The organism is Cellvibrio sp. QJXJ (genome assembly GCF_024452345.1).
Classification (GTDB): Bacteria; Pseudomonadota; Gammaproteobacteria; order Pseudomonadales; family Cellvibrionaceae; genus Cellvibrio.
In genome coordinates, this window is record NZ_CP101662.1 from 2,846,388 (window position 1) to 2,872,738 (window position 26,351).

Here is a 26,351-nt window from a genome sequence, read left to right on the forward strand (position 1 = left end):
ACTGATCACTTTAAGAAAGAGAATCACAGTGCCCGCAAACACCCAGGATTACGTCAAGTGGTTTCGCCACTCCACGCCCTACATCAATAGACACAGCGACAAAACCTTCGTGTTGATGTTGCCAGGCGAGGCCATTACGCACACCAATTTTCACAATATAGTGCATGACATCGCCCTGCTTTGTAGCCTGGATGTGCGCCTGGTATTAGTTCATGGCGCCCGCCCGCAGATTGATGCGCGCCTGCAACTTGCCGGCAGCCAGAGCCAATTCCACAAAGGTTTGCGCATCACCGACAGCGACAACTTGAGTCTGGTTATCCAAGCGATTGGCGAGGCACGGACAATTGTCGAAGCGGCACTTTCAACCAGCCTGCCTAACTCGCCAATGCAGGATGCCGATATGCAAGTTATCAGCGGCAATTTTGTGGTTGCCATGCCCCACGGCGTTATCGAGGGTGTCGACCTGCAACACACGGGTAAAGTGCGCAAAGTACACACCAAATCACTTAACGCAGCACTTGATTCCGGAGCTGTAGTTCTGTTGTCGCCACTGGCCTATTCACCCACAGGTGAGATTTTCAACCTGTCATTCAGTGATGTCGCTACCCATGTCGCCAGCGCCATCAAAGCCGACAAGTTATTGGCATTTACTGCAGGCAATGGGCTAAGCGATAGCGAGGGCAATCTCATTCGTCAACTGTCGCTGCCAGAGTGCAAGGACTACTTGACTAACCAAGGGGAAACCATCGGCACCGACCTGTATCAGGCGGTGAGCGCCTGTTACCACAGCTGCCTGCAAGGCGTGCAGCGCGCGCAATTAATTAGCTATGAAACCGATGGCGCACTACTGACTGAACTCTTCACCCGCGATGGATTGGGAACCATGATCTATTCCGGTCAGTACGAACAGCTGCGCATCGCCAGTATTGATGATGTTGCAGGCATATTGGAGCTGATTCGTCCCCTTGAGGAACAAGGTATTTTAGTGCGGCGCTCCCGTGAATTACTGGAGACGGAAATCGGCCAATTTCATGTTATGGATAAAGACGGCACTATCATCGCGTGTGCCGCGCTCTACCCCTATGGCGATATGGCCGAACTATCCTGCGTAGCCACCCACCCTGAATATCGCAACGGAGGGCGGGCCTCGACACTACTGCAACAGATGGAAATACAAGCGCGCAAATTGCACATCAAACAGCTATTTTTGCTCACAACCCAAACCGCCCATTGGTTTATCGAGCAAGGTTTTGTGCAGGGCAAACTCGAGGATCTGCCAATGCAGCGGCAGCAGCTTTATAACTACCAACGCAATTCCAAGATTTTCATCAAAACACTCTAGCCCTGCCGGCTCTTCGGGGCCGGACACACACCAATCCACAAATCCGAGCACTCAGCGCGCAAGATCTACCTGCCGATAGCGGGTGATTTCTGCTATGCTTTTGCTCTTTTCTGTAACTCGAATGTCACCGCTGTTAACTGCCCGCAACAGCTCCACGAGGTCATCTGCTATGCCTATTTATCGCTCCAAAACCACCACCTCTGGCCGCAACATGGCCGGTGCTCGCGCACTCTGGCGCGCCACCGGCATGAAGGATGGAGACTTTGACAAACCCATTATTGCCATAGCCAACTCCTTTACCCAATTCGTGCCCGGCCATGTGCATTTAAAAGATCTCGGTCAGCTAGTTGCTCGCGAAATAGAAAAAGCAGGTGGTGTAGCGAAAGAATTCAACACCATCGCAGTGGACGATGGTATCGCAATGGGCCACGACGGCATGCTCTACAGCCTTCCCAGTCGCGACATCATCGCCGACTCGGTTGAGTATATGGTCAATGCCCATTGCGCCGACGCAATTGTCTGCATCTCCAACTGCGACAAAATTACCCCCGGCATGCTGATGGCGGCCATGCGCTTGAATATCCCGGTAATTTTTGTATCGGGCGGGCCAATGGAAGCAGGTAAAACCAAACTCTCTGAGCACAAACTTGATCTGGTCGATGCCATGGTTATCGCTGCCGATGATCAAGCTAGCGACGAAAAAGTGAATGATTACGAACGTTCTGCCTGCCCAACTTGTGGCTCCTGCTCAGGCATGTTTACCGCCAACTCAATGAACTGCCTGACTGAAGCGCTCGGTTTGAGCTTACCCGGCAACGGCTCGCTGCTGGCCACTCACGCCGATCGCGAACAACTTTTCCTCGAGGCCGGTCGTCGCATTGTAGAAATAACCAAACGCTACTATGAACAAGATGATTACAGCGTATTACCACGCTCGATTGCCAGCTTTGAAGCTTTTGAGAATGCTATGGCATTGGATATCGCAATGGGCGGCTCCACCAACACCATTTTACATTTGCTCGCCGCCGCACAAGAAGGAAACGTGCCCTTCACCATGTTTGATGTGGATCGCATGAGCAGGAAAGTACCACAACTGTGCAAAGTCGCCCCCAATACCCCAAAATATCACATGGAAGATGTCCATCGGGCAGGTGGCGTGATGGGCATTCTGGCGGAGCTAAATCGCGGTGGCCTATTCCACAACCAACTGCCAACCGTACATAGCCAAACCTTTCAAGAAGCATTGGATAAATGGGACATCATAAGTACCTCCTCTGAAACAGTAGCAACTTTTTATAAGGCGGGCCCGGCAGGCATCCCAACTCAAGTTGCCTTTAGCCAAGCCACGCGCTGGCCAACACTCGATGGTGATCGCGCTGAAGGCTGCATCCGCTCCATCGAGCACGCCTACAGCACAGAAGGTGGATTGGCCGTTCTTAAAGGCAATATCGCTATTGACGGCTGCGTAGTAAAAACCTCAGGTGTAGATGAAAGCTGCTGGGTATTTGAAGGTAAAGCTTATGTCGTAGAAAGTCAGGATAAAGCAGTAGCCGACATTTTAGATGGCAAGGTAAAAGCTGGAGATGTAGTGGTGATTCGCTATGAAGGCCCCAAAGGTGGCCCAGGCATGCAAGAAATGCTTTACCCCACTAGCTATCTAAAATCGAAAGGTCTGGGGAAAGCTTGCGCACTGCTGACTGATGGCCGTTTCTCCGGCGGGACTTCAGGCTTATCCATTGGCCATGTATCCCCTGAAGCCGCTGCAGGTGGTGCGATCGGCCTGGTTCAGACTGGAGATATCATTCGCATCGATATTCCCAACCGTAGCATAAATGTTGTCTTGACTGACGCAGAGCTGGAAACACGTCGCGCAGCAGAAAATGCTAAAGGCACCCTTGCGTGGAAACCAACTGAAATTCGCCCACGCAAAGTCTCCGCCTCGCTAAAAGCCTACGCTATGCTGGCAACCAGTGCCGACAAAGGCGCGGTGCGCGATTTGAGTAAACTGGATTAAAGGGGCATTCATAACTGCTTGCGCAGCTACAAAATGCACAAGCAGTTCTTAGCAACATTTTGACAAGTTAGCGACAATAAAAAAGCCAGCTAATGCTGGCTTTTTTATTGTCTGTTTATTAACGCAACAAGGATTATTGCTGTGCCAACGCTTTCAATCTAGCTTGTTCACGCTCAGAGAAAGTAACCCATTGATTGGCGAGCTTGGAACTGCGCGCATCTTTTGCCGCCTCTTTAAAAAACTTGATAGCTTCATCAAAGTTTTTCAGCTCAAACTCCGCTTGGGCAACAGTGATATTCGCATGGTCGACACGCTTAATACCACCTTTTTTCAGAGCATCGCGGCCCCACTTAGAAGCCTCTTTGAACTTATCATTGGCAAGATAAGCTTGCGCCAAGCCAATGATCATTTCTCCATCGGTTGACTTCTGTGCTGCTTTTTCATACTCGACCAAAGATTCTTTGGCGTTTTGCGACAAGCGATATGCATCTGCAAGCAACTTCAGATTCTTAGCAGTAGGCTCAACATTTTTATCAGTGTAAATACCTTTTTTCAAAACCTTAACGGCCTTATAAGGAACTTCCGCCTCTAAAAATGAATATGCCAAATTGATAAGATCTTTTTCAGTAGTCAATCCATCCATTAAATAGCAAGTTTCAAGTGCATAGAGTGCATCGTTAGTGCGATCCATCATGCGATAAACTTGCGATAGCTGCTTCCAGTACTGCGCCTTTGGATAGTGTTTGATAAGTTTTTCAAGAACAACCAAGCCGCTCTTGTAATCTTCTTTATCAAAATACAATCCACGCTGAAGAATATACCAAGATTCAGCAGGAACCTTACCAGCTGCCTCCTGCGCCCTAACAGCCTCGTTAATATTTAATAGCGCATTATTATTATCTTCAAGCTGATAATAAAGCGTAGAAAACATGTACGAGTCTTCTGGCTTCAAGGATTCAGCATAGTCAGTCCACTTAAGCAATGTTTCTAATGCTTTCTTTGGATTATCCAGCTGGGAATAAAGTTGCCCAACAATACGAATGGTGGACGCCTCGGTTGCTAATGGCATGTTAGGCGATTGAGCAAGCATTTTATTGAAGCTTTCGATAGCCTTAGTATAGTTCTCGGCCCCAAGATGAGCATAACCAGTATACTGATTAAGCAACACCAGCTCATACGCATTCGCCTTAGCTGAGTTAGCAGCCATTTCATTCAACAATTGCATAGCCTTGCGTGGATCGGGCTTTACAGATTCGTCTTGCGGTTGAAGGAAGTTTGCAGCCTCGGTAATTTTTTTACCGAAAGATTCGCTAACATTGGGGAATTTGCGTTGCTCCGCCGAAGCGTATTTATTCTTCGCTTTAACCTGTGCGTGTACAACTCCGATTTCAATAACGCCGGGAGCAAAAACATTCACAGCGTTATTAACAAAAATTGGCGAAATAGCAACGGCGGTAACTAGCAAAGTTTTGCCAAGAGCAATTGAAACGGCAGGAAATACTTGTCTCATTTCATTACCCCTTATTTCTGCATAGTGTAAGTGAAGCGGTTCTTCACACCAGGCACTTCGACTGGCTTGCCGTCCACAACTTTTGGCTTGTATTTAAATTTGAGCGCTGCACGAACAGACGCGCGGTTAAATACTGTTGTCGGCTTGCCCTCTTTGGTGACGCATTGATCAGCAATAGGCTCTGGATCGCGAGTAGCACCAGTTTCTGTAACGGTATACACAACCGTACAAAAGCCTTCAATACCACGCGACAACGCAGTACTTGGATACTCTGGCGGCACTTTAACGATAGGTAAATATTCACCCTCACTAAAAGCCAATGAACCAGCACCAACATCAATGCCTGCTTTAGCAATAGGAGCACTCATATTCAATGCTTCACCAGACACATTAGGCGCTTCAAACTCTGGCTCCGGAAGATCTGGAGGAGTTTCAGGGGCTTCTGGTTTCTCTGGTTTAGCATCCTCAAAACGAGTCTCAATTTTTGTATCAGGCATGTTGATATCAGGAATTTTCACAGACTTTTTCTGCGCAACTTCGCCTAAATCATTATTCACTAACTGATACATCAAAAATAAGAGCAAGAAGGTGGTAACCACCCCCAACAGCCCTGCTATACCTACTTTTGCGAAGTTCATAGCAATCTATTTCTCTTCAGTAGAGACAGACACATCGGTAATGCCAGCTTCACGCGCAGCATTAGCGACCTCCAATACGAATTCAATACGAGCTTTAGTATCTGCTTGAATTGAAACTGAACCATTGGGATTGTCTGCGCGCATACGCTCAATCACTTTAACAACGCTACGTGGATCAACTTGTTTCTTATCAATCCAAATTTCATTGTCATCACCAATAGCAATCAGAATACTAGCATTAGGCTTCGAATCACCAGTAACCGCATCAGGTCTCACAACCTCTTTGCCAGCTTCTTTAATGAACGTTGCCGTAACTATGAAGAAAATCAGCATAATAAATACAACATCAAGCATAGGCGTGAGGTCGATTGCCTGCGGTTCTTCTTCAGGTTTTGCGTTGTTCCTGCTCATGAGACATCTCTTAATTACAGGTTAATACTGCGGCATCACTTAGTGATCCATTGTCAAATGGTCAGCAAACAAGCGATCTTCACGCTCAGCAATTCGAGAAAGATATGTATTTACAAACAATCCAGATAGAGCTGCAACCATGCCAGCCATTGTAGGAATTGTTGCTTTCGATACCCCACCCGCCATTGACTTGGCATCACCACCACCAGTCAGAGACAGAACACTAAACACTTCAATCATACCGGTAACAGTTCCCAGCAACCCCATAAGGGGGCAGAGAGCAATTAATGTAGTGATCATGTCCAAGTTTTTGTTAATTTTTGCTGACATACGCGAAACCATAGCTGCACGAATTTGATGTGCATTCCATGACTTTCGCTCTTTACGCTGCTCCCAACTATTCAGAGCCTGTTGGACTTCACCTTTTAGACCACCTTTAAAGTAGACCACACGCTCAAAAACGAGAGTCCACATTGCAAAGGTAAGGGCGGCAATGTAATACATCAAAGGGCCGCCCTGATCCATAAAGGCTCCAATGGCTGCAAAAGCGTCCGTTAAAGCCTGCATGTGTTATCTCCTACTTACGCTCAGAGTTTTCAGCAATAATGCCGGTAGTTTGTTCATCTAACACTTGAATAACTGCTTTAGCGCGACCGTTAACCAAGGTGTGCATCAACACAACCGGGATTGCAACCACAAGACCTTGAACAGTAGTAACCAACGCTGCCGAGATACCACCGGCCATGTTTTTAGGATCACCAGCACCGAAGATAGTGATAGCCTGGAAGGTTTCGATCATACCGGTAACAGTACCCAAGAGCCCCAAGAGAGGTGCTACAGCTGCGATGATCTTCAATACGGCCAGACCACTTTCAATTGATGGACGCTCTTTAAGAACAGCCTCTTCAAGCTTCAGCTCCAAAGTTTCGGTATCAACATTCTTATTTTCTTCTGCAACCTTCAGCACACGACCCAGAGGATTGTTAGAGTTGGGCTTATCTGACTTCAATTGCGCCTTCACCTTTGAGGTCATTGCGAACAAAACTAGCATCCGCCACAAACCAAGGAAAACACCGATGAAACCTACCGCAACAATTACATATCCAACCTCACCACCCTGATCAACACGCTCAAGGAAAGTAGGAGTATCAATCAAAGCCGTCAGAAGTTGACCACCAGCAGGACCTGTTGGATCCACACCAAAGTCAACAATTCCTGAAGTCGAGTCTTGCAGTGCTTTTGCACCTGCCAAATGATCAACTGGTTGACGAGGCAGCTCTTGTATCTTAGAACCGTCAAATGTCAGGTACATGCCATTAGAAACCAGGTTATAAACACCAACACGAACAACTTCTTGTTGTGCTTGCTCACCACTTGGTTTAATAACTGTTGAGTTGAATTTCACAACACGACCAGTCTCAACCATTTCTCTTTGCACTTCGTACCACAAGCGCTCAATTTCCTCGATATCTGGTAATTGAGTATTGCTGTTCATTTTCTCGATTAATGTATCGAGGAACTCGCCACGGTTAGGGTACTGCGCACTTACTATTGAAGTTTCCAGTGTTGCCCGGAGGTCACCGGCTGTAGACGTCAAATGACCAAAGAGTTCTTTCATAGAACCCAAACGCTCATTCAATTGAGTCTTTTTTGCGGCTACCAAAATATCTTGTTCTTGATATTTTTTCTCGAGCGCAGCAGAACGAGCTTCTTCCGCTTGACGAGTTGCTTTTGCTTGGGCAAGCAAGTTGGCCTGATTAGCTTTGTCACGAGCGAATTCTGCTTCACGTTGCTTATGCTCTGCAGACTCACTGATTTGAGACTTCTTAACCATATCCAATAACTGGTCTAAAGTCTGAGCCTTTTCTTGTGCAACAGCGAATGAACTGCCAAGAAGACCAGCAACAGCAAGCATCAAGCAGCTTTTTACAAACTTCATTTTCATTGTGCTGCCTCCGGCGCTTGAACTGTCATGGTCATGATATCTTTGGATGCTTGATTGCGCGCGATGCGGAGCCCCTTGAGAATGGAAGAATTGTATGAACCATCAAGAGAAACCCACTGACCTTGAGAAGCATCCCAAGTACCGCACTGCTTGGCATCAGTTGTTTGGTACATCAATGAAATGCGACCAACACGAAGAATGTTTACTTCACGATCTTGTCCATCAATAGGCAGAGTACCTTTGTAAGCTTCGATTGTGCTGCCATATGCAGATTCAATCTTATAGGCTTCCAACACCTGACGGAATTTTTCGGAAACAGAGATGTCAGCACGATCCTGATTCGCCCGCAGCATAGTAATACGCTCTTTACGCTCTTCTACTTGGAAGGGCTTATCGAGACTTACAAATTGCTCCAAACTATCCAGCATGCGGAAGACCAGAGGCTGAATCTGACGCTCAATAACAGTCACTTTCTCAATTGACTGCTCGAGCTCTTGAACAACAACCAGCTGCTTGGCAACTTGTTTTTCCATTTGGGCGTTAAACACACGAAGATCGTCAATCAACTTATTCTGTTGTTTGAATTCTTGTGTCAGATCGTCAGTTTCCTGAGCCAATCTGTCGATGCGCTTCTGGGAGTCTTGCGCCAAAGTAGTTTTGGCTTGACCCGCCTTAAGTACGGCATCCAGAGTTTGATCTGCCATGGCTACGCTACCCATTAGCGCGCCGGCAGAAAGCATCGTGGTCATTGCCACCGCTTTCAATCGCTGCTTTTTCATAATCCCCCCAACTGGGTGTTCAATCAAGTGAGTTTGCGGCAACAGGCTGCCACAGACGCGTTATCCACGTAGCCTCTTCGAGGCGGCTAAGAACGGCGGCATTGTAATAAGCGACATAGCCTACTTCCAATGATTTATCCTTATACCTTCTACATGTGTATTTAGGTATCAAACCGGTAACACATTACCTTTCAAAATAAGCGAACCGGTAACACAAAAAATTAAAACAACAAAAACCACAACGAAAAAAATCAAAAAAAGAAAAATGCATTTAATTAGGCGTTTCGCCGATAAACCAAAAAGCGGTGGGGTAGCTGCGCAGATTCCTCGCCGGCTATTGACGACTCAAGAGACCAAATCCGCATATCCGGTAATGAAAAAAAAGCATCTCCCTCTGGCTCAATACCCACCTCGGTTAAATACACCCTATCTACCAAGGGAAGAGCTTCTCGATAAATTTGCTCACCACCAATAACCACTGCCTCTTCAGCGCCCGACTCATTGCATGCAGCAACCTTAAGCGCATCATCAAGACTGTGTACGACCACCAAATCAGATGATGCGTTCCATGACTTATCGCGCGTCACTACAATATTCATGCGCCCCGGCAAAGACCGACCGATAGACTCATAGGTTTTTCTCCCCATGATTACAGGCTTACCCATGGTCACTGACTTAAAGTATTTCAGATCTTGCGGAAGGTGCCATGGCAAACGATTTTCTATACCGATGACACCATTTTTTGCTGCCGCCACAATAATGGCTAGTTTCATGCGGAGCCTTCGCCTTTTTATTAAAACTTAAATTTGCCAACAACCTACAACTACCAACTAGACGGCAATAGGCGCAACTATTCGAGGATGAGGATCATAGCCTTCAAACTCAAAATCTTGTAATTCGTACCCAAATATAGAATCAGGTCGACGCGAGATTCTTAGTGTAGGCAAGTTTTTGGGAGTGCGTGTTAATTGTTCGTAAACTATGTCGTCAGAGATATGATTGTTGTACAAATGGCAGTCGCCAAAAGTATGCACAAAATCACCCACGCCCAAATCACACTGCTGCGCAATCATATGCGTCAGCAATGCGTAACTGGCAATATTAAAAGGTACACCGAGAAATAAATCCGCACTGCGCTGATACAACTGACAAGACAGTTTTCCATCAGCAACATAAAATTGAAACAAGGTGTGACATGCTGCAAGCGCCATACGTCCCTGCTCCACATTTTGCTGTGGACTCATGGATTCGTCGGGTAAATCAGCAGGATTCCAAGCACTGACAATCAAGCGCCGCGAGTAGGGATTCTTTTTTATCTGGGCAATAACCTGGGAAATTTGATCTACTGTAGAACCATCCGGGCAAACCCAGCTACGCCACTGCTTGCCGTAGACAGGCCCCAAATCACCACTTTCTGTTGCCCACTCATTCCAGATATTACAGCCGCGCTCTTTGAGCCAGTTCACATCAGTGCGTCCTTGCAAAAACCACAACAACTCAACGATGACACTCTTTAAATGCACCGCTTTAGTTGTTACCAAAGGAAACCCTTTGCCAAGATCAAAACGTAGCTGCCGACCAAAAACTGAACGAGTTCCAGTGCCGGTTCTATCGCCGCGAGTGACGCCGTTTTCTACGACATCACGCATTAAATCAAGATACTGCTTCATTCAATAACCCGTCAAAAATTGTCATTTATTTAGCTCTATCACTTTTACCAGTCACCACATAGGCGTATATCAACAGCCCAAGCCCCACGGCAAACATTGGGAGGCAAAGCAACTGACCGCGAGTCATCCAGCCCACCAGCGCCACCCCTTTATCGGGCTCACGCACAAACTCCGTCGCGAAACGAAAAGTGCCATAGGCGATAAGAAATATGCCAGAAATAGCTCCGCGTGGGCGCGGCTTGGCGGAGAACCAAAACACAATAATGAACAGCAGCAAACCCTCCAGACATGCCTGATAGAGTTGGCTGGGGTGGCGACCTACGCCTTCCGGATCCATGGCCTTGGGAAAAACAATAGCCCATGGAACATCGGTAACTCGCCCCCATAATTCCTGACCGATAAAGTTGCCCAAGCGACCGAAACCCAAGCCGAGTGGCACCATTGGGGCCACAAAATCCATGAGCCCAATAAATGAGCGATCAATACGTTTGGCATAAATCATCATGGCAACAATTACACCAAGAAGACCACCATGAAATGACATACCCCCCTCCCATACGCGGAAGAGCCAAAGCGGATCGGTCAACCAATAGTCAAAGTTATAAAACACGACATAGCCAAAACGGCCACCCAGAATGACGCCGAAAGCGCCATAGGTAATCAGATTTTCAACCTGAGCTTTGTTGATCAAAGCGCCGGGCTGTTTTGCGCGATGCATAGCTACAAGCCAGGCGCTGACAAAGGCAAAGAGGTACATGATTCCGTACCAATGCACTTTAAATGAACCAAGAGAAAACGCGACGGGATCTATATCGGGGTATTGCAGCATAAACAGTTAGACCTGACTCATCCGGCGTGGGGCCGGGATTATGACGCTGATTTATGACAAAACTATATTTTTTACGCTCAATTACTATCGGAAGTGACTGGCCGAATCAAACGGGTCAACCCGGTATCGCGCAACTCACGAGCGATGTGATCGCGAATCTGATCGCCATTGGACATACTCATCACCTCTGCCAACAGCTGTTTGGCGCGCGCAAAGGTGATCCCTCTAATCACGGATTTGACCTTGGGTAGGTTCGTGGCATTCATAGATAACACGTCGAAGCCCATGGCCATCAACAGAATGGCAGCCCCCGGATCACCCGCCAATTCACCGCAAATACTGACACTAATACCGGCATCGTGGGCGGCATAGACAATATATTGCAGGGCGCGCAATACCGCGGGATGAAAGGCCTGGTATAAATCCGCTACTTGCGCGTTATTGCGATCCACCGCAAGCAGGTATTGCGTCAGGTCATTACTGCCGACAGATAAAAAGTCCACCTTGCGCGACAACTCCGGCGCCAGATAAACAGCGGCTGGCACCTCAATCATTACGCCGACCTGCGGTTTTCGAACCCTATACCCTTCTTCGAGCAATTCCTTGTGCACACGCTGAATAAGCCCCTTGGCTGCATCAACTTCCTGCATATTGGTAATCATGGGCAACAAAATACGCAAATTGTCCAGGCCCTCACTGGCCTTGATCATGGCGCGGATTTGCGCCAAAAATATCTCGGGATGGTCAAGCGTCACCCGAATGCCACGCCAGCCAAGAAAAGGGTTGTCTTCCTCAATAGGAAAGTAAGGCAGGGCCTTATCACCACCAATATCAAGAGTGCGCATAGTGACAGAATGAGGGGCAAATGCCTCTAACTGCTCGCGATAAATTGCCCGCTGCTCTTCCTCACTGGGAAATCGATCACGCAACAAAAACGGCACCTCTGTGCGGTACAACCCGACACCTTCTGCACCGCGCTCCAATGAACGCACCACGTCAGCCATCAAACCCGTATTGACATGCAGCGGCAAACGGTAGCGATCCTGGGTTTCGCAGGGCAAATTTTTAAGCGCCTCCAAGCCCTTCACCAATGCCTGCTCTTCCAGATAGATAGCCTTGTAGTGCTTGCGCAGCTGAGCACTAGGGTCGCAGTACACCGCTCCCTTATAGCCATCCACAATGACCGGGCGGCCATTCATTTGCGCATAAGGCAAATCCACCGCCCCCATTACCGTGGGGATGTCCATCGCCCTCGCCAGGATTGCAACATGGGAGTTTGATGAGCCCAATACCGACACCAAGCCCGCAAGCTTTTCCTTGGGAATTTCGCCCAGCATGGAAGCCGTTAGCTCCTCGCCAATCAGAATAGTTTTGTCGGGGTAGACGCGAGCCTTCTGATTGGACTCTTGCAAATAAGCCAACACACGACGCCCCAAATCACGCACATCGGTAGCGCGCTCTCGCAAATAGGGGTCATTCATGCTGTTAAAGATGGTTTCGTGTTCGATGATCACCTCGCTCCAGGCATAGGGTGCATTGGCACCTTTGCGGATACGGTCAGTGACTTCGCGGGCAAGCGAAGCGTCATCCAACATTGCGAGATAAGCATCAAACAGCGCCTGCTCTTCGCGATTAATTCGCGCACGCAACTGCTCACCGAGGGATTTGATATCCTCGCGCACCGCAGTGAGGCTGCGCTGGAAAAAGACAATTTCCGCCTCAACATCCTTACAAACCTGATAAGGCACCGCGCGCAGATCAGCCGTTGGCGTGAACACCACCGCCTCACCGATAGCGATGCCGGATGCACCAGAGACACCGAGGAATTTAGCTTGCGTCGCCTTGGCGCCGGGCGGAACTATGCCCCCGGTAGCTTCAGCGTGGGCAATAACACCAGCCAACTGCGCTGACATAGTTACTAAAAACGCTTCTTCTCCCTCGTCAAAACGGCGCTGATCCGCCTGCTGGACAACCAACACCCCCAACACCTTGCGATGATGGATAATTGGCACCCCCAAGAAACTGCTGTAACGCTCTTCGCCCGTCTCCGGGAAATATTGATAACTGGGGTGCGCTTCGGCATGCTCCAGATTGATCGGCTCCTCACGTACCACCACGCGCCCAACCAACCCCTCGCCTGCCGCCAGACGAACCTTGCCCACCGCATCAGCATTTAGGCCATCAGTGGCCATCAGCACATAATCACCCTTGAGGTCGCGCAGATAAACAGAGCAAACCTGGGTTTTCATCACCTCTTTGACTCGCGACACAATAATCGCCAACGCCGATTTCATATCGCGCGCAGCGTTTACTTCCTGAACGATGGACCTAAGTGAGTTCAACATAGAGTCTGGATTGAGCCTGTTAAAAGATGATTCGGGTTAGCGAGCGCGAGTGCGGCGATCCTCGTGCAGCGAATGGAATAATGACAGCTCTTTGAGCGCACGACGGTAAACATCGCGTTTAAAAGACACAACCTTGCCCAGCGGATACCAATAGCTAACCCAGCGCCAGTCATCAAACTCGGCGCGGCCGCCATTGTTGAGGCTCACTTTATTGTCGTCACTGCGCAAGCGCAGCAGAAACCACTTTTGCTTTTGTCCTACGCAAAGCGGCATAGAGTTATGGCGCACCAGGCGATGTGGCAGGCGATAGCGCAGCCAACCACGAGTGCACGCCAGTATTTCTACATCCTCACGACGCAACCCCACTTCCTCATAAAGTTCGCGATATAGTGCTTGCTCGGGGGTTTCGTTAGGATTAATCCCGCCTTGCGGAAACTGCCATGCATCATGCCCGCCCACACGGCGCGCCCACAATAACTGGCCCTGATCATTAGTCAGAATGATGCCCACATTGGGGCGAAATCCGTCGGAATCTATCACGGGGGGAATCATCCATATAAAGAGTTTTGCTGATGGAGCCGCTAACTGCACGCGCACAAAAAAGCAGCAGCCATGTTCCACGAAATAGCGTTTTCCGCACTATATCAGGCTTGCTCAAAGCCGCAACCCTGAATCTTGGAAATGGTTTTGTGATTGAGTGCTCACAGCACTCTCGCTATCCTAGCGCCCCCTTGATCGCGCCCAAGGCCGATGCAAGTCCCACTTCGAACGACATGAGGATTACCCCTGTGGCATTGGCTATTTTTGATCTCGACAACACCCTGATTGCAGGCGACAGCGACTACAGCTGGGGCGTTTTTTTGGTAGAGAAACAATTGGTTGACGCCGAAACCTACCGGATTGCCAACGAGCGCTTCTATCAGGATTACAAAAATGGCACCCTGGACATTCGTGCTTATCTGGAATTTTCACTGGCACCACTGACCCGCTTTACTCAGGATGAACTGCGTGAGCTGCACGCGGAGTTTATGCAACAACATGTTGAGCCGCTGATGCTCAACAAAGCCGAAGCGCTGCTGCGTCAGCACCGCGAACAGGGCGATCACCTGTTAATTATCACCGCCACCAACGGCTTTATTACACGCCCCATCGCCAAACGCCTGGGCGTCGCCGATATTCTAGCCACCGACCCTGAAGTAATTGATGGACGCCATACTGGCAAGTTTGTGGGCACGCCCTGCTTTCAATCCGGCAAAATCACCAACCTGCAGGAGTGGCTTAAACACACCAATCACTCATTAACGGGTGCTTATTTCTACAGTGACTCGATCAACGATTTACCTTTGCTGGAATTAGTGGACAAGCCGGTAGCAGTAGATCCGGATGAGCGTCTCACCGCTATCGCTAATGAGCGCAACTGGAACATCATCAGCCTGCGCGACTAGCGCACAGGCTTGATCAGAGGAAAAACTAAGCGAGGTAAACCCGGGCAAACACGGCTTTAAGATAATCCGTTTCAGGAATAGCCGGGTGAATCGGGTGATCCGGTCCCTGCCCGCCTTGACCGATGATCTGCACATGGCGATCCAAATGGCGACCCGACGCACGCACGATTTCCAGTAGCGTGTCCTTGCCCAAATGCATAGAGCAGGATGCCGACACCAGCAAACCATCGCGCCCTAAAAGACGCATACCCAATTCATTGATATGGCGATACGCCGCCTCGCCGGCTTTTTGATCTTTGCGCTTTTTGATAAACGCGGGAGGATCAAGCACCACTACATCAAAGCGCTCCTCGGAGGCGATCAACTCCTTCAGCACATCAATTGCCTTACCCTGAATCGCCGCCACTTTGTCGGCGACACCATTGAGCTGGGCATTCTCAAGCACCGCATCGGTCGCAGCTTCTGAAGCATCGACACAGAATACTTCGCTCGCACCAGCTACCGCCGCCTGCACCCCCCAACCGCCAATATAGGAAAACACGTCCAACACGCGCTTGCCCTGCACATATTGTTGTAACAAAGCGCGATTCATACGGTGATCATAAAACCAACCGGTTTTTTGGCCGCCGCGTACTGGCGCCATAAACCGCGCGCCGTTCTCAATCAATTCCACCGACTCAGGCACCTCACCGTAGGCCACCTCGGTGTATTCAGACAACCCCTCCAAACCGCGCGCACTGTGCTCATTGCTCAGCAACACCCCCTGTGGCTTGAGCACCTGTACCAGCGCTTCAACAATCTCATCCTTCACCAGCTCCATGCCCGCACTGGCAATCTGCACCACCAGATAATCGCCAAAACGATCCACTACCAAACCCGGAAGTAGATCGGCATCACCGTAAATCAACCGGTAATAAGGCTCGGGAAATGCCATCTCGCGCAGCGCCAGCGACTGCTTGATGCGATGCACCAACAGGGATTTATTAAGCGGGTATTTCTCATCGCGACTCACCAAGCGGCCGCAAATCAAACCATTGGGATTAATCAATGCAATCCCCAGTGCCTTGCCGCCCTGTGTTGTTACCAGTGCTTGCTGCCCCATAGCAAAAGTTTTGAGCGGCGATTTATCAACATCCACTTCGTTGCTATAAATCCACAAATGCCCCAGCTTCAGTCGACGATCGGCTTGGGGTTTTAAAATTAGAACTGGCAAATTCATGATAGCGCTCATCAGGCAAAATAAAGTGGCGCGATTATAAGCCTTGTGCGACCAACACACAGAAATAAAAAGGCGGAGCGTACAAAATGATCGCGTGTCAACTCGATGCAGCCGGCAAAATGCTAAGAAACGCACAAATATCAGGATATATGCGCCAGCCAGCGCATTTTTTGAACACGCGGGACTTTATCATTATAGGGATATACGCTAACGTAAGCTGTGGCGATAAGTACCAATAAGCTCAAGAGCTTAGCGCTGATTGTTTATGCCATTTATATCATTGAATTCACTACCTGCTTCCGCCTGAACTGCAATCCAGCGCGGCCGGTAACCTAGGAAGACACCATGCGAACCCTAAAAACAACGACGATTGTCAGTGCAGCGTTTCTAAGCCTGTTACTTTCCGCCTGTGGCGGCGGCGGCAGTTCACCATTAGATCCCAGGCCAAGCTCATCAGCGGCAAGCTCTAGCGCCGCAACACAGCCAAGCTCAGGAGCAGCAAGCAGTATTGATACAACCTCACCTGCCGATATAGGTCGTGGCGATGGAGACAACTTTGTCTCAGGGCAAATAGCGGTCAGCCATACAACTGAAGAGTTAGCGGCGGGCGCAGCTACAACTCTGTCAGTAAATATCGTCAGCAGCACCAATACGCTGGTTACCGCACCGATTGAAGTCACATTTAACTCACGCTGTTATGCGGCTGGTGAAGCGACCCTAACTGTAGGAGGAACAGCAACCAATAAAACCTCTACAGCAATAGGCCAAGCCAGCATTATTTACACTGCAAAAGGCTGCGTTGGTGCCGATGAAATAACGGCATCCGCAGTTATCGATAACACGGCCAAAGTGGCACGCGTTACCATTGATGTAGCGCAAGACACCGTGCAATCAATTCGGTTTGTTGATGCAACTCCAGACAAGATATTCCTGAAAGATAGCGGTGGAGCCCAAACTTCTGCTGTGCGCTTCCTGGTTCTCGGTAGCACAGGGGCACCAATCAAAAATATTCCCCTCAATTTTGCCCTGAGCACCCAAGTCGGTGGAATTGCCCTTACCGCAGCTTCAGCAACTACAGACAGCACAGGCCATGCATCAACCGTTGTTCAAGCAGGCACAATTCCAACCGCCGTTGAAGTGATCGCCACTGAAACCGAATCCGGTGTGTCTGCGCGCTCCAACAAGCTCTCTATAGGCACCGGCATGCCTGATCAAAACAGCATGTCTATTTCAGCCTCGCGCTTTAACCCACCAGGTTGGAATCATGATGGCGAAGCGGTAGATATAACTATTCGACTTGCCGATGCGTTTAACAACCCACCACCGAACGGAACCTCCGTGCAATTCACCACAGAAGGTGGCGTGATAGCGCCAAATTGCACCACCCTTAATGGCGTATGTACTGTGAAATGGGAAAGTCAGGATACTCGCCCTAGCAATGGCAGAGTAACTATTCTCGCCACCACAGTAGGCAATGAAAGCTTTGTTGATACTGACGGTGACGGTCTTTACTCACCTGAAATAGATGTATTCACCACATTTAATACTCCCGGTGCCAACGGCAACTGCGATCCCAATGTACCGGTATCTACTGCATCGTCAAATGGTGATGACGCGCCGTGTGATGACTTGGCCGAAGCCTATCTCGACAAAAACGAAAATGGCGTTCGTGACAACACTGAAGAATTCACTGACTTTGATTTAGATCGTACTCATGATATTGAGAACGGTATTTACAACGGTGTGCTTTGTAGCACTCCCGGTGAAGGCTGCACAAAAGACCCCGTCAACATTCGACAAGACATCGTGCTGGTCATGTCCAGCGATATGCCCTACAGCGAAAATGGTTTGTTGATTGGCCAGCCAGCCAGCATTGAAATGGGCGCCAATGAAACTTATTCCTTCAACGTTACCTTGGCTGATATCCACGGCAATTCAATGCCGCTTGGCACTACGATTTCTTTAATTACCAACACCGCAAGCGATGTAACCATAAATCACAGTATGCCTAGCGGCGGCGTGGCAAACACTCGCAGCCCGACAGCATTTACTGTGACGCTCAAGGCCAGTAAAACCGAGCGTCCATCCGGTGCATTCAGCATTGCGGTAAAATCTCCTTACCTGGAAACTTCCTTCCAAACTAGCCTTGTACCGAAACCCTTAGATAACACTACCGCAAAATATATAGGCCGTGGCTTAGGAGAAAACTTCATTGGGGGCGAGATAGAAATAGGGACAGGAAATCCGGTTTTAGCTCCTGAAGGAAGCACGTCCCTTTCCGTCAATTTGGTGGATTTAGAAGGAAACCTGACGACAGGTAATGCCGCTGTTACCTTCTCTTCCAATTGTGTATCAGAAGGTAAGGCAAGCTTTACCGACTCGGCAAACAACGTAACCAACACAGCTGTAACAACAATTGGCAGAGCAACGATTACATACAATGCAGGAACATGTACCGGCAGCGACGAGGTTATTGCAACATCGAGCTTGCCGAGCTTGATCGGCAATACCGCCACAACCACTCTTGCAATACCTGAGATTGATAGCTCTGCACAAAATATCGTCTTTGATAGTGCCGAACCCTCTCAAATCAGTCTCCAAGGTGCTGGCAGTGCAGAGCGCCCGGAGATCTCAGAAGTGCGTTTTGTCGTAAACGATAGCAATGGTAATCCTGTCGCAAATATTCCAGTGACACTTACACTGAATAGCACCATTGGTGGTGTATGCATCATTGACGGCGCAAACTGTGTTCAATCGATAGAAGCAACCAGTAACGCAGCTGGCGAGGTAACTGCACGCGTCCAGGCAGGCTCTATCGCAACCTCAGTACGGGTTACCGCCACTGCAGAAAATGACAGTGCGCAAACTATTTCAACCCAATCCAGTCGTTTGGTTATTTCAACTGGCATCCCTGATCAAGACAGCATATCCATGGCGGCGTCTGAATATAATCCGCCAGCCTATGTAGACGGCTATGAAGTAGATGTAACAGTCAGAATGGCAGATGCATTCAACAACCCCGTACAAGAAGGCACTACGGTGAGCTTTACCGCCTCCAATGGCCTGATCGAAAGCTCATGCGAAACCAACCTACTGAGTACCTGTACCGTAACTTGGTTTACACAAAATCCTCCCGCAGACGGTAGGGTAACCATACTTGCCACTGCACTGGGCAATGAAAGCTTCATAGACACAAACGGCAATGGCTTATATGACTTGACCGACACCTTTGCAGCTGGCAGCAGTATTTGTAAAAACAATGCACCAACCCCCTCACTATTAAAAGACAGTGATGCTTGCGATGACCTTGGAGAGGCTTATGTCGACAGCCATCCAGCAGCACTCGGCGGTATCATTGGTGAGTACGATATTGGCTAAGAGGTGTTTATAGATGTTTATGATGCCAACGGAAGCTTGGGCCAAGACGGCATACGCAACGAAGGCAACGGCATTTATAATGGAATCCTTTGTCGCACAGGTGCCGCACCAAATGTATGTACACGCAACACAGTTAGCGTACGCCAAGATATTGTTTTGGTTATGTCAACAGGTATAGCTGACACCAATATTGATGGCCTGCTAGTTGGACAGCCAGGCAATATTGCCGTTGCTCTTGGTGAAACCCAGCTGATAAGTATCACACTGCGAGACTCTAAGGGTAACAGTATGCCAGCGGGAACAACTGTTACTATCGATGATGCTGATGTAGATAACGCTACCGTTTCAATTAACCCGGATCCAGTAGAGATTGCCACCAATAGAACAACCCCAACAACTTTTACAGTATCAATTAAAGGGGATTCAGCCCTCGCAGCATCAGGTTCGTTCAAAGTTGTTGTCGAAGTTCCCACAAAGTCTGGGGTAATTGGAAGTACAAGAAGTTACACAACTACCATCAATTAAAAGCTAGCCATTAATTAGTTTTTTCAAAAAGCCCTGATGACCTCGCAATGCTATTCCCTTAAGCGGAGCAGCATTGTGATTAACCAAGGTTTTGGAAAAATCTTAACCGCCCGAGGTCGTGATGGCCTCGGACGTTTTTTTATAACCAGCTCAGTGTATTACCAAGCAGTTCCAATAATCATCCGAAGGTATTTCGCGGTGACAGAGCACCTCCCATCACAATTAATTGCGTGGCAATATACTGATAGGCAAATTTAAAACTCAGACTCGCAGACACTTTTTATGCGCAACAGCCACATAGCCGCCCCCCCCCTAATGAGGTTGCAACCCAACAACACCCCCTCCACAACTCCCGATAAACCAGCGCTACCTTCTTGCTACGCAAGCCCATCGCATTGTTTTGAAATGAACTTTTAATATCGCAAAACCCCAGCTCAATTTCCCATGGCTTGTAATTTCACTCGACAATCTATTGCGCACTGATTGACGTAATTGGTAACGAGGTAAATACAGTTTTTCCTTGTCGCATAAAGATACTTATCGGAAATGGGCCTTGATGATAACTGGCGGGTTACAGCTTTGAACAAAAGAATAACTTTTATAAGAAGGCGCTAACCTTCATGGGAATTGCGAAGGACGGCAACAGATAGGGGAGAAATAGTGAAAACCAAGGGATGAAATAAAAACGCCCGAGACCATGACAGCCCCGGGCGATTAAGCCTCCCAACTCCGGCAATCCAACCTCTCACCATCTAATTTAGACAAAAGGGATAGTGTGCCGGAATAGAGGAATTACAAACGCACGCGCACACCAAGAGCTACACGACGCTCCTGAACGGATAACGAGTGGAATTGATCTTCAAATTGAGCATAATTGCGATAGTTAGTCTCTGTCAGGTTAGTCCCTTGCAAATAAAGGGTTACATTTTCGACTAGATCGTAATTAATGGAAGCATCCAAATAACCGGCCGCTTCGGTCCAATTACCCAAACTTATGGCCGCTTCATTAGTATTCAAACCAACGCGCCCCTGATAGATCTCGCTGCGCCAATTGTAGGCGATACGCGAACTAATCTTGTCTCCCTGGAACCATAGGATGGCATTGTACTGATGCTTTGAGTTGGACTGTAGCGGGAAGCTGCTACCCTCCAAATCTTCATCACCGGAATCACTATCCGAGAAGGTATAGTTAAACTCCATACCGGTTTTACTCAATAACCCGGGGAGGAAGTCGAACGCTTGTTTATAGCCGATCTCAAAACCCTTCAAGTCAGAGCCAGTCACGTTTTGGGTAGTCCAAACGTTGGCTGTACGGCGCACAACACCATCCGAATCAGGATATGCACGTGCCTCCTGCAGAGTTTCGGTAGCGGTATCTACCTGGATTAAGAACACACCCAACCCAAGAATACCACCCTCGCTGAAGTACCATTCGGTGGATGCATTCCAGTTATCCGCGCGCCAAGGTTTAACGTTGGGATTACCTTGATCGTTGCCGCCACCGGGGCTATTGACCACTTTGTATTTACCCTCCGCATCTTCACGATCACCATCGGGGGTATAGACCTTGTATTCCTGATACCACAGGGTTTCGTCTTCGCCCACATTAACCAAATCGTTGCGACTCATGGTTTTGTTGTAGCCAAAACGTACAATTACATCATCTGCAGGGAAGAAACTGATGTTTGCAGCAGGGAGCACATCAGTGAATGATGCCTCAGTCGTTTTGGTGCCCAGGGACTTAAACATTACCTGCCAACCTTGCGGCGGCTTACCTAATGCAGCATCAGCACCGCCACCGTAATAGGTGCCTTCTGCCGGTACTGCACTTGCGGCATAAGTACTGTTGACCACTTCGCGCTCGGTTTGCACAACCCGCACACCAAGATTACCCGAGTAGGGAATACCAAATAGACCAGCATCACTCTCAAAGTTGCCCTGGAGGTAAGCTGATGCAGTTTCCTCTACCACCGAATAAGCCTTGGCTGGATCAGCAAACTTGGTTGCACCGGGATAAATGGAGTTCATAAAGCCATTTACATCATCCAGTGATTTGGGATCAAGGGCAGCAACCCCCGTCTCAAACCCCTGGAAGGGGCCAAAGTCAGTGTAAGAGATCAATTGCGATCTCAAATCATCAAACGGCGCCAGGCCAATATCGGCGTTGCCTTTGAAGTCATACCAATCCGGATAACGCTGCCACACATAATCACCAGGCAAAGGCTCGAACCATAAATCAGTAGGAACGTTAGGATCAGCCCATGTGGAGTAACGGCCAGTTGGGGTCAAATAATCATATTTTGTGGTTTCGACATCGCGACGATCCAGACGCAAACCAAAATCAACCGATTTAAAGCCGGAGAATTCGAATTCATATGAGCCATCGCCACGCAACACATCCATGGTAGCTTCGTCTTTTTGCCCTATAGCAAACGCCTGAAACAGGTTTAAACGGTCGGCACTGGAAAGATCATCGGCGTAAGCAAATGTTGGATACTCTTTCGTGTAATCCACGGTTACGAGAAAGGGGTCAACCGGATCATCCTGTCCATCTCCGTCAGCGTCCACCCAGTACCAAACAGGAGTACCCTGCTGAAACGTTGCCTCTTCAAAGGTTTTATTGGCTTCGGAGTGTACGTAACGAATCGTTCCTGTAAACGCATCACCGGAATCAAAAGCCAGCTCGAAATTCGTATTAATGGCATCGGTATGATTTTGTTTGCTTTTGGTCGTCGCCTGAAAATCCGGCGCCTCTACTACGGCAACTTGAACTGAGTTAATAACACGATCAGGCGTGCTGCCACTGCCTGGAACCACCGCCTCTTTCTGGGTCACCGTGCCAGGGCGAAGCACATCGTAGTTAGAGTCGCGACTACCGTTAAATTGCGTTTCTACACCGCGATCATACTGATCCATTTTGGTGTAAAAAACTTCACCTGTGAAAGTCAGGGCATCGCTCAGATTGGATTGGAATGACGCAGCAAAACCTTCCCGCTCACGCTCCATTACATAAGCTTTTACACCATAACCACCATGTACCAAGTATCGATCAGTTGTGGTATTACCGTCATCATTTAGATCATAGGGGTCACCACCAGAGTTAACAAAACCCAAGCGTGAATCTTCATACATTTGATAGTTAGCCGCGTTGGTCAAAGAGCTAAATGCGCCAAACGTGAAGCCCATATCACCATTATTCCAACCCACAAAACCATTAAAATCATGGTTGGTGTCTTTAGTAATAGAGCCCTCAGAACCCTCGATTGCCGCCGTCGCCGTCCAACCTTCGTCCATATTCAAAGCACGACGGGTTTTCAAATCAACTACACCGGAAATCCCGCCCGCCGTAGTCGAGGCTGATTGTGATTTGATGACATCAACTCCAGAAATCATTGATGCCGGGATATCAGAATAGTTAGCGCCAACACCAGTAATCGACCAAGGACTTAGAAAAGACTCGCCGTTAAGGGTGGTCAAAACTTGCGGCATACCACGCACGTTCAAACTAGAACCCTCACCTGCCGTACGCTGGATTTGCACACCGGTTACACGCTGCAATGAGTCAGCAATCGTCACATCCGGCAATTTACCTATATCTTCCGCCACAATTGAGTCAACAATTACTGCCGAGTTACGCTTTACATCTACTGCCGCTTTTTGAGAGCCGCGGATTCCTGTGACAACAATCTCTTCAATCATTCCTTGCTCATCGGATTCATTTTGAGCAAAAGCAGGAGAACCCAATGTGGCAACTGAAACAGCGGCCACAAACGATGATAAAAGAGTCTTTCTAAACTGTGGATAACTCATGAACTACCCCTCGTAGTATTAAACCGCAATACCGAAACACACAAAAACGATAAGAAAACACCCAACAAATGATGTTGAACGACCTTAGGTCTGCATTGGTTTCAGGTGGCGATGGGTCTGTGGTAAGGCAAGCGTTAGGATCACCTGCTCTGTAAATTTTTATCGTATCAATGAGGTTTACCTTCCTCATTTCAGGAATATCTTGCATAAAAATGTAATCGTTTACAATTATTTTAAGTGGAAAAACTCTATATTTTTTGCTGCTTCTGAAAATAGAAAATGGAAAAAATGAAACCTTCGTTAGTAAAAACAGAAATATCCATTAAAAATCATAATGTTATGTTTTTTGGATACCTGAAAGAGAAGGGGGACTAGAAGGAAGGGTAATCAGGTAGAGGGCTCAACTGATGGGTAATAAAGTAACCGGTTACCGAAAAACAGCAGCACGCTTGGCGTGCTGCTATTGATAAGCTAGATCACAAGTGCTTCTCAATTGCTCTGGTCAGCTTCGTCGATTCGGGCTTGGTCATACTGCCAAAATGCTCAATGACCTTGCCATCTTTACCCAACAGATACTTATTGAAGTTCCACTTGGGTTGTTCGCTTTGCGCAGCCAGCGCCTTGAATAGGGTGTTGGCCTTATCACCCGTGACAGGTGTAGGTGAGAGCATGGTGAAGGTCACACCGTAATTCAGGTAGCAGATTTCCGCCGCCTTCTCTTCACTGGCGTCTTCCTGTTTAAAGTCATCGCTGGCAAAACCAACCACCACCAAACCTTTGTCCTGATACTTTTTATGTAGCGCTTCCAGACCTTTGAACTGGGAGGTAAAACCACAGTGGCTGGCGGTATTCACTACCAGCACGGTTTTATTTTCCATTAACTCACAGATATTGATCATGTCTTTGGAGTGCAACTTGCGGTACTCGCCCTGCATATACTCAGGGCACGCGGCGCTGGCTAGCTGTGCCAAACCTAAAGCAGCAAGGGCGATGATAGGTTTTATCAAACTGTTCACAGATGAATCCTCGTGGTGGGTGCTATCAATTAACAATGTATGGTTTCGCTTGATTTACGCAGTGTAAGCCTTTTTGGATGCGCTGCCAGCTGGCGCAAATCGACTTAACCAATCCTTACGCATTGCTGTTTTCAGCGCCGCACTGCAAAACGAACACCCAGTTATAAAAAAGCCAGAACAGAGTCTGGCAAGTCACGGGAAACAACAACAATTGATTGGCTAGAGACGCCAGAGCACCACAAAAAAAATCATCAGCATCATGAGGTTGATAACACGCATTAAGGATATCAATTTGTTGTTATTGCTTTGCATGAAACTTCTCACAGAAAAATAAACTCACATCAACAGTAGCAGCTGCTTTTTAGCGGGACAATGATGACTTTGCGCAAAACCAAAAGTCGAACGATGGGTGAAAAAAAATACCTCATACAAAACAGAAATAGCAGCTACTTAATTCCCATTCGCGCATACAAATAGCTGCGAATAAGTTGTTGTAATTCTGGTGTCATTGTAGATAAAACCCCGCGCGCCGATTCAGGTAAGTGATCAAGCGGGTGACCACCTTCCTGAAACACATAATGATCAAAAAAAGCTTTCCATGCATGACGCTCAGGCTCGGGTAGCGAACTAATCGTGAGCACGCCGTGAATAAGTGCGGCATAGGGATCGTCATTCGCTAACGCTGATGATTTCCACCAGTAGTTGACCAAACCATTAAAAGATTCCAACCCCTCAACACCATGCCACCACAACGAGGGAATAAAAATAGCGTCGCCAGGTTCAAGTTCGACCACTACTTTATTTTTCTGTGCATCGGCATAGCGCGGAAATTTTTGCAGATCAGGATTGTTGATGGGAACCAAACTCATGGGCTGGCCGGCGGGAGTAACATCAATCGGCCCAACGTATAAGTTGCCGATTTGATCGGGAGGAAATAGGGTGAATCGCCGGCGACCCGCAACCACCACCGCAATATTATCGGACACATCATAATGCGGCTGCACCAAGGTTTTTCCGCCCAACCACAGGCGCGGTTTAATACTATTTCCCAACAATGTCATTGGGTTTTCGTGCTTTAAACGCGGCAATAAATCCTCTGTGGGTGTGGAGCCCATATAAATTAACGGCGATGGATTTTCGCGCTGGGCCAACAGCAATCGCTCCAGACAATGAGAAAATGGAACTTTAAGTTTATTAAAGTTAAAACCATTCATGGCATCATTGTAGTGCATGCGTCCATCCGCTCCGGGCGGCGCATAAAAAATGTCAACCACATCAGCATGGTGGCCGGCACTACTCTCCAACAAATACTGCGCAAAACCATGTGACGATTCCCTGCCCTTTTTTACCAAAGGCCACGCCGAACATAGCCCTCTGAACACACAGGGCCTGTAGCGAGGAATAATGTCATTAAAAAATAATTCGCGGTTTATATCGCGATATTCATCGATTACCATCACACTGCCCTATCGTTT

General features: G+C 48.2%; 20 protein-coding genes and 1 pseudogene. 5 read left to right on the forward strand and 16 right to left on the reverse strand.

Annotation, left to right across the window (positions count from 1 at the left end; translation table 11 throughout):
• The first annotated feature begins 28 nt into the window (after positions 1-28).
• Positions 29-1,342, forward strand: a complete 1,314-nt coding sequence (gene argA / locus NNX04_RS12490; RefSeq protein WP_261945973.1) for an amino-acid N-acetyltransferase — start codon at positions 29-31, stop codon at positions 1,340-1,342.
• 169 nt (positions 1,343-1,511) lie between these two features.
• Positions 1,512-3,356 carry a dihydroxy-acid dehydratase gene (ilvD, locus tag NNX04_RS12495; protein ID WP_261945974.1) on the forward strand — a complete coding sequence of 615 codons (1,845 nt, stop codon included), beginning with the start codon at positions 1,512-1,514 and terminating at the stop codon, positions 3,354-3,356.
• A 133-nt stretch (positions 3,357-3,489) separates the two neighbouring features.
• Here ilvD and NNX04_RS12500 read toward each other — a convergent pair whose 3' ends face one another.
• The 11 genes from NNX04_RS12500 to rppH all read right to left on the reverse strand — a co-directional run bounded on the left by NNX04_RS12500 (position 3,490) and on the right by rppH (position 14,023).
• A complete protein-coding gene (locus tag NNX04_RS12500; protein ID WP_007639800.1) occupies positions 3,490-4,866 on the reverse strand; it encodes a tetratricopeptide repeat protein in 1,377 nt (458 codons plus the stop codon).
• Positions 4,867-4,877: 11 nt separating this feature from the next.
• Positions 4,878-5,504: an energy transducer TonB gene (locus tag NNX04_RS12505; RefSeq protein ID WP_007639798.1), complete on the reverse strand. Its 627-nt coding sequence runs from the start codon at positions 5,502-5,504 to the stop codon at positions 4,878-4,880.
• Positions 5,505-5,510: 6 nt separating this feature from the next.
• Positions 5,511-5,915, reverse strand: a complete 405-nt coding sequence (locus NNX04_RS12510) for an ExbD/TolR family protein (protein WP_040391150.1) — start codon at positions 5,913-5,915, stop codon at positions 5,511-5,513.
• 39 nt (positions 5,916-5,954) lie between these two features.
• Positions 5,955-6,482 (reverse strand): MotA/TolQ/ExbB proton channel family protein, encoded by a 528-nt coding sequence (locus tag NNX04_RS12515; RefSeq protein ID WP_007639790.1) that lies wholly within the window; start codon positions 6,480-6,482, stop codon positions 5,955-5,957.
• 10 nt (positions 6,483-6,492) lie between these two features.
• Positions 6,493-7,860, reverse strand: coding sequence for a MotA/TolQ/ExbB proton channel family protein (locus tag NNX04_RS12520; RefSeq protein ID WP_007639789.1), 1,368 nt, complete (start codon positions 7,858-7,860; stop codon positions 6,493-6,495).
• Entirely contained in the window at positions 7,857-8,639 is a 783-nt protein-coding gene (locus tag NNX04_RS12525; protein ID WP_007639787.1) for a DUF3450 domain-containing protein, read from the reverse strand. The genes NNX04_RS12520 and NNX04_RS12525 overlap by 4 nt, the downstream gene beginning before the upstream one ends.
• A gap of 275 nt (positions 8,640-8,914) precedes the next feature.
• The gene (locus NNX04_RS12530; protein WP_261945975.1) at positions 8,915-9,412 is read right to left on the reverse strand and encodes a dihydrofolate reductase; all 498 of its coding nucleotides are present in this window, start codon (positions 9,410-9,412) and stop codon (positions 8,915-8,917) included.
• Positions 9,413-9,469: 57 nt separating this feature from the next.
• A complete protein-coding gene (locus NNX04_RS12535) occupies positions 9,470-10,309 on the reverse strand; it encodes a thymidylate synthase (protein ID WP_261945976.1) in 840 nt (279 codons plus the stop codon).
• A 25-nt stretch (positions 10,310-10,334) separates the two neighbouring features.
• Positions 10,335-11,138, reverse strand: a complete 804-nt coding sequence (gene lgt / locus NNX04_RS12540; RefSeq protein WP_261945977.1) for a prolipoprotein diacylglyceryl transferase — start codon at positions 11,136-11,138, stop codon at positions 10,335-10,337.
• 77 nt (positions 11,139-11,215) lie between these two features.
• Positions 11,216-13,483: a phosphoenolpyruvate--protein phosphotransferase gene (ptsP, locus tag NNX04_RS12545; protein WP_261945978.1), complete on the reverse strand. Its 2,268-nt coding sequence runs from the start codon at positions 13,481-13,483 to the stop codon at positions 11,216-11,218.
• Positions 13,484-13,519: 36 nt separating this feature from the next.
• Positions 13,520-14,023 (reverse strand): RNA pyrophosphohydrolase, encoded by a 504-nt coding sequence (gene rppH, locus NNX04_RS12550; protein WP_198284738.1) that lies wholly within the window; start codon positions 14,021-14,023, stop codon positions 13,520-13,522.
• A gap of 248 nt (positions 14,024-14,271) precedes the next feature.
• Between rppH and NNX04_RS12555 the strand changes: the two genes are divergently transcribed.
• Positions 14,272-14,928 carry an HAD family hydrolase gene (locus NNX04_RS12555; protein ID WP_007639781.1) on the forward strand — a complete coding sequence of 219 codons (657 nt, stop codon included), beginning with the start codon at positions 14,272-14,274 and terminating at the stop codon, positions 14,926-14,928.
• A gap of 25 nt (positions 14,929-14,953) precedes the next feature.
• Here NNX04_RS12555 and NNX04_RS12560 read toward each other — a convergent pair whose 3' ends face one another.
• The gene (locus NNX04_RS12560) at positions 14,954-16,147 is read right to left on the reverse strand and encodes a class I SAM-dependent rRNA methyltransferase (protein ID WP_151054664.1); all 1,194 of its coding nucleotides are present in this window, start codon (positions 16,145-16,147) and stop codon (positions 14,954-14,956) included.
• A gap of 345 nt (positions 16,148-16,492) precedes the next feature.
• Between NNX04_RS12560 and NNX04_RS12565 the strand changes: the two genes are divergently transcribed.
• Positions 16,493-19,525: a hypothetical protein gene (locus tag NNX04_RS12565; RefSeq protein ID WP_261945979.1), complete on the forward strand. Its 3,033-nt coding sequence runs from the start codon at positions 16,493-16,495 to the stop codon at positions 19,523-19,525.
• Positions 19,526-19,528: 3 nt separating this feature from the next.
• Positions 19,529-20,050: a hypothetical protein gene (locus NNX04_RS12570; protein ID WP_261945980.1), complete on the forward strand. Its 522-nt coding sequence runs from the start codon at positions 19,529-19,531 to the stop codon at positions 20,048-20,050.
• 3 nt (positions 20,051-20,053) lie between these two features.
• Here the strand turns inward: NNX04_RS12570 and NNX04_RS22910 are convergent.
• From NNX04_RS22910 to NNX04_RS12585, 4 genes and pseudogenes are all read right to left on the reverse strand, one after another.
• Positions 20,054-20,567 (reverse strand): annotated as a pseudogene (locus tag NNX04_RS22910) (IS4 family transposase); the annotation flags it as partial.
• Positions 20,568-20,842: 275 nt separating this feature from the next.
• A complete protein-coding gene (locus NNX04_RS12575) occupies positions 20,843-23,860 on the reverse strand; it encodes a TonB-dependent receptor (protein ID WP_261945981.1) in 3,018 nt (1,005 codons plus the stop codon).
• Positions 23,861-24,336: 476 nt separating this feature from the next.
• Positions 24,337-24,876: a glutathione peroxidase gene (locus NNX04_RS12580; RefSeq protein WP_261945982.1), complete on the reverse strand. Its 540-nt coding sequence runs from the start codon at positions 24,874-24,876 to the stop codon at positions 24,337-24,339.
• A gap of 446 nt (positions 24,877-25,322) precedes the next feature.
• A complete protein-coding gene (locus NNX04_RS12585) occupies positions 25,323-26,333 on the reverse strand; it encodes a cupin-like domain-containing protein (protein WP_261945983.1) in 1,011 nt (336 codons plus the stop codon).
• Positions 26,334-26,351: the final 18 nt, after the last annotated feature.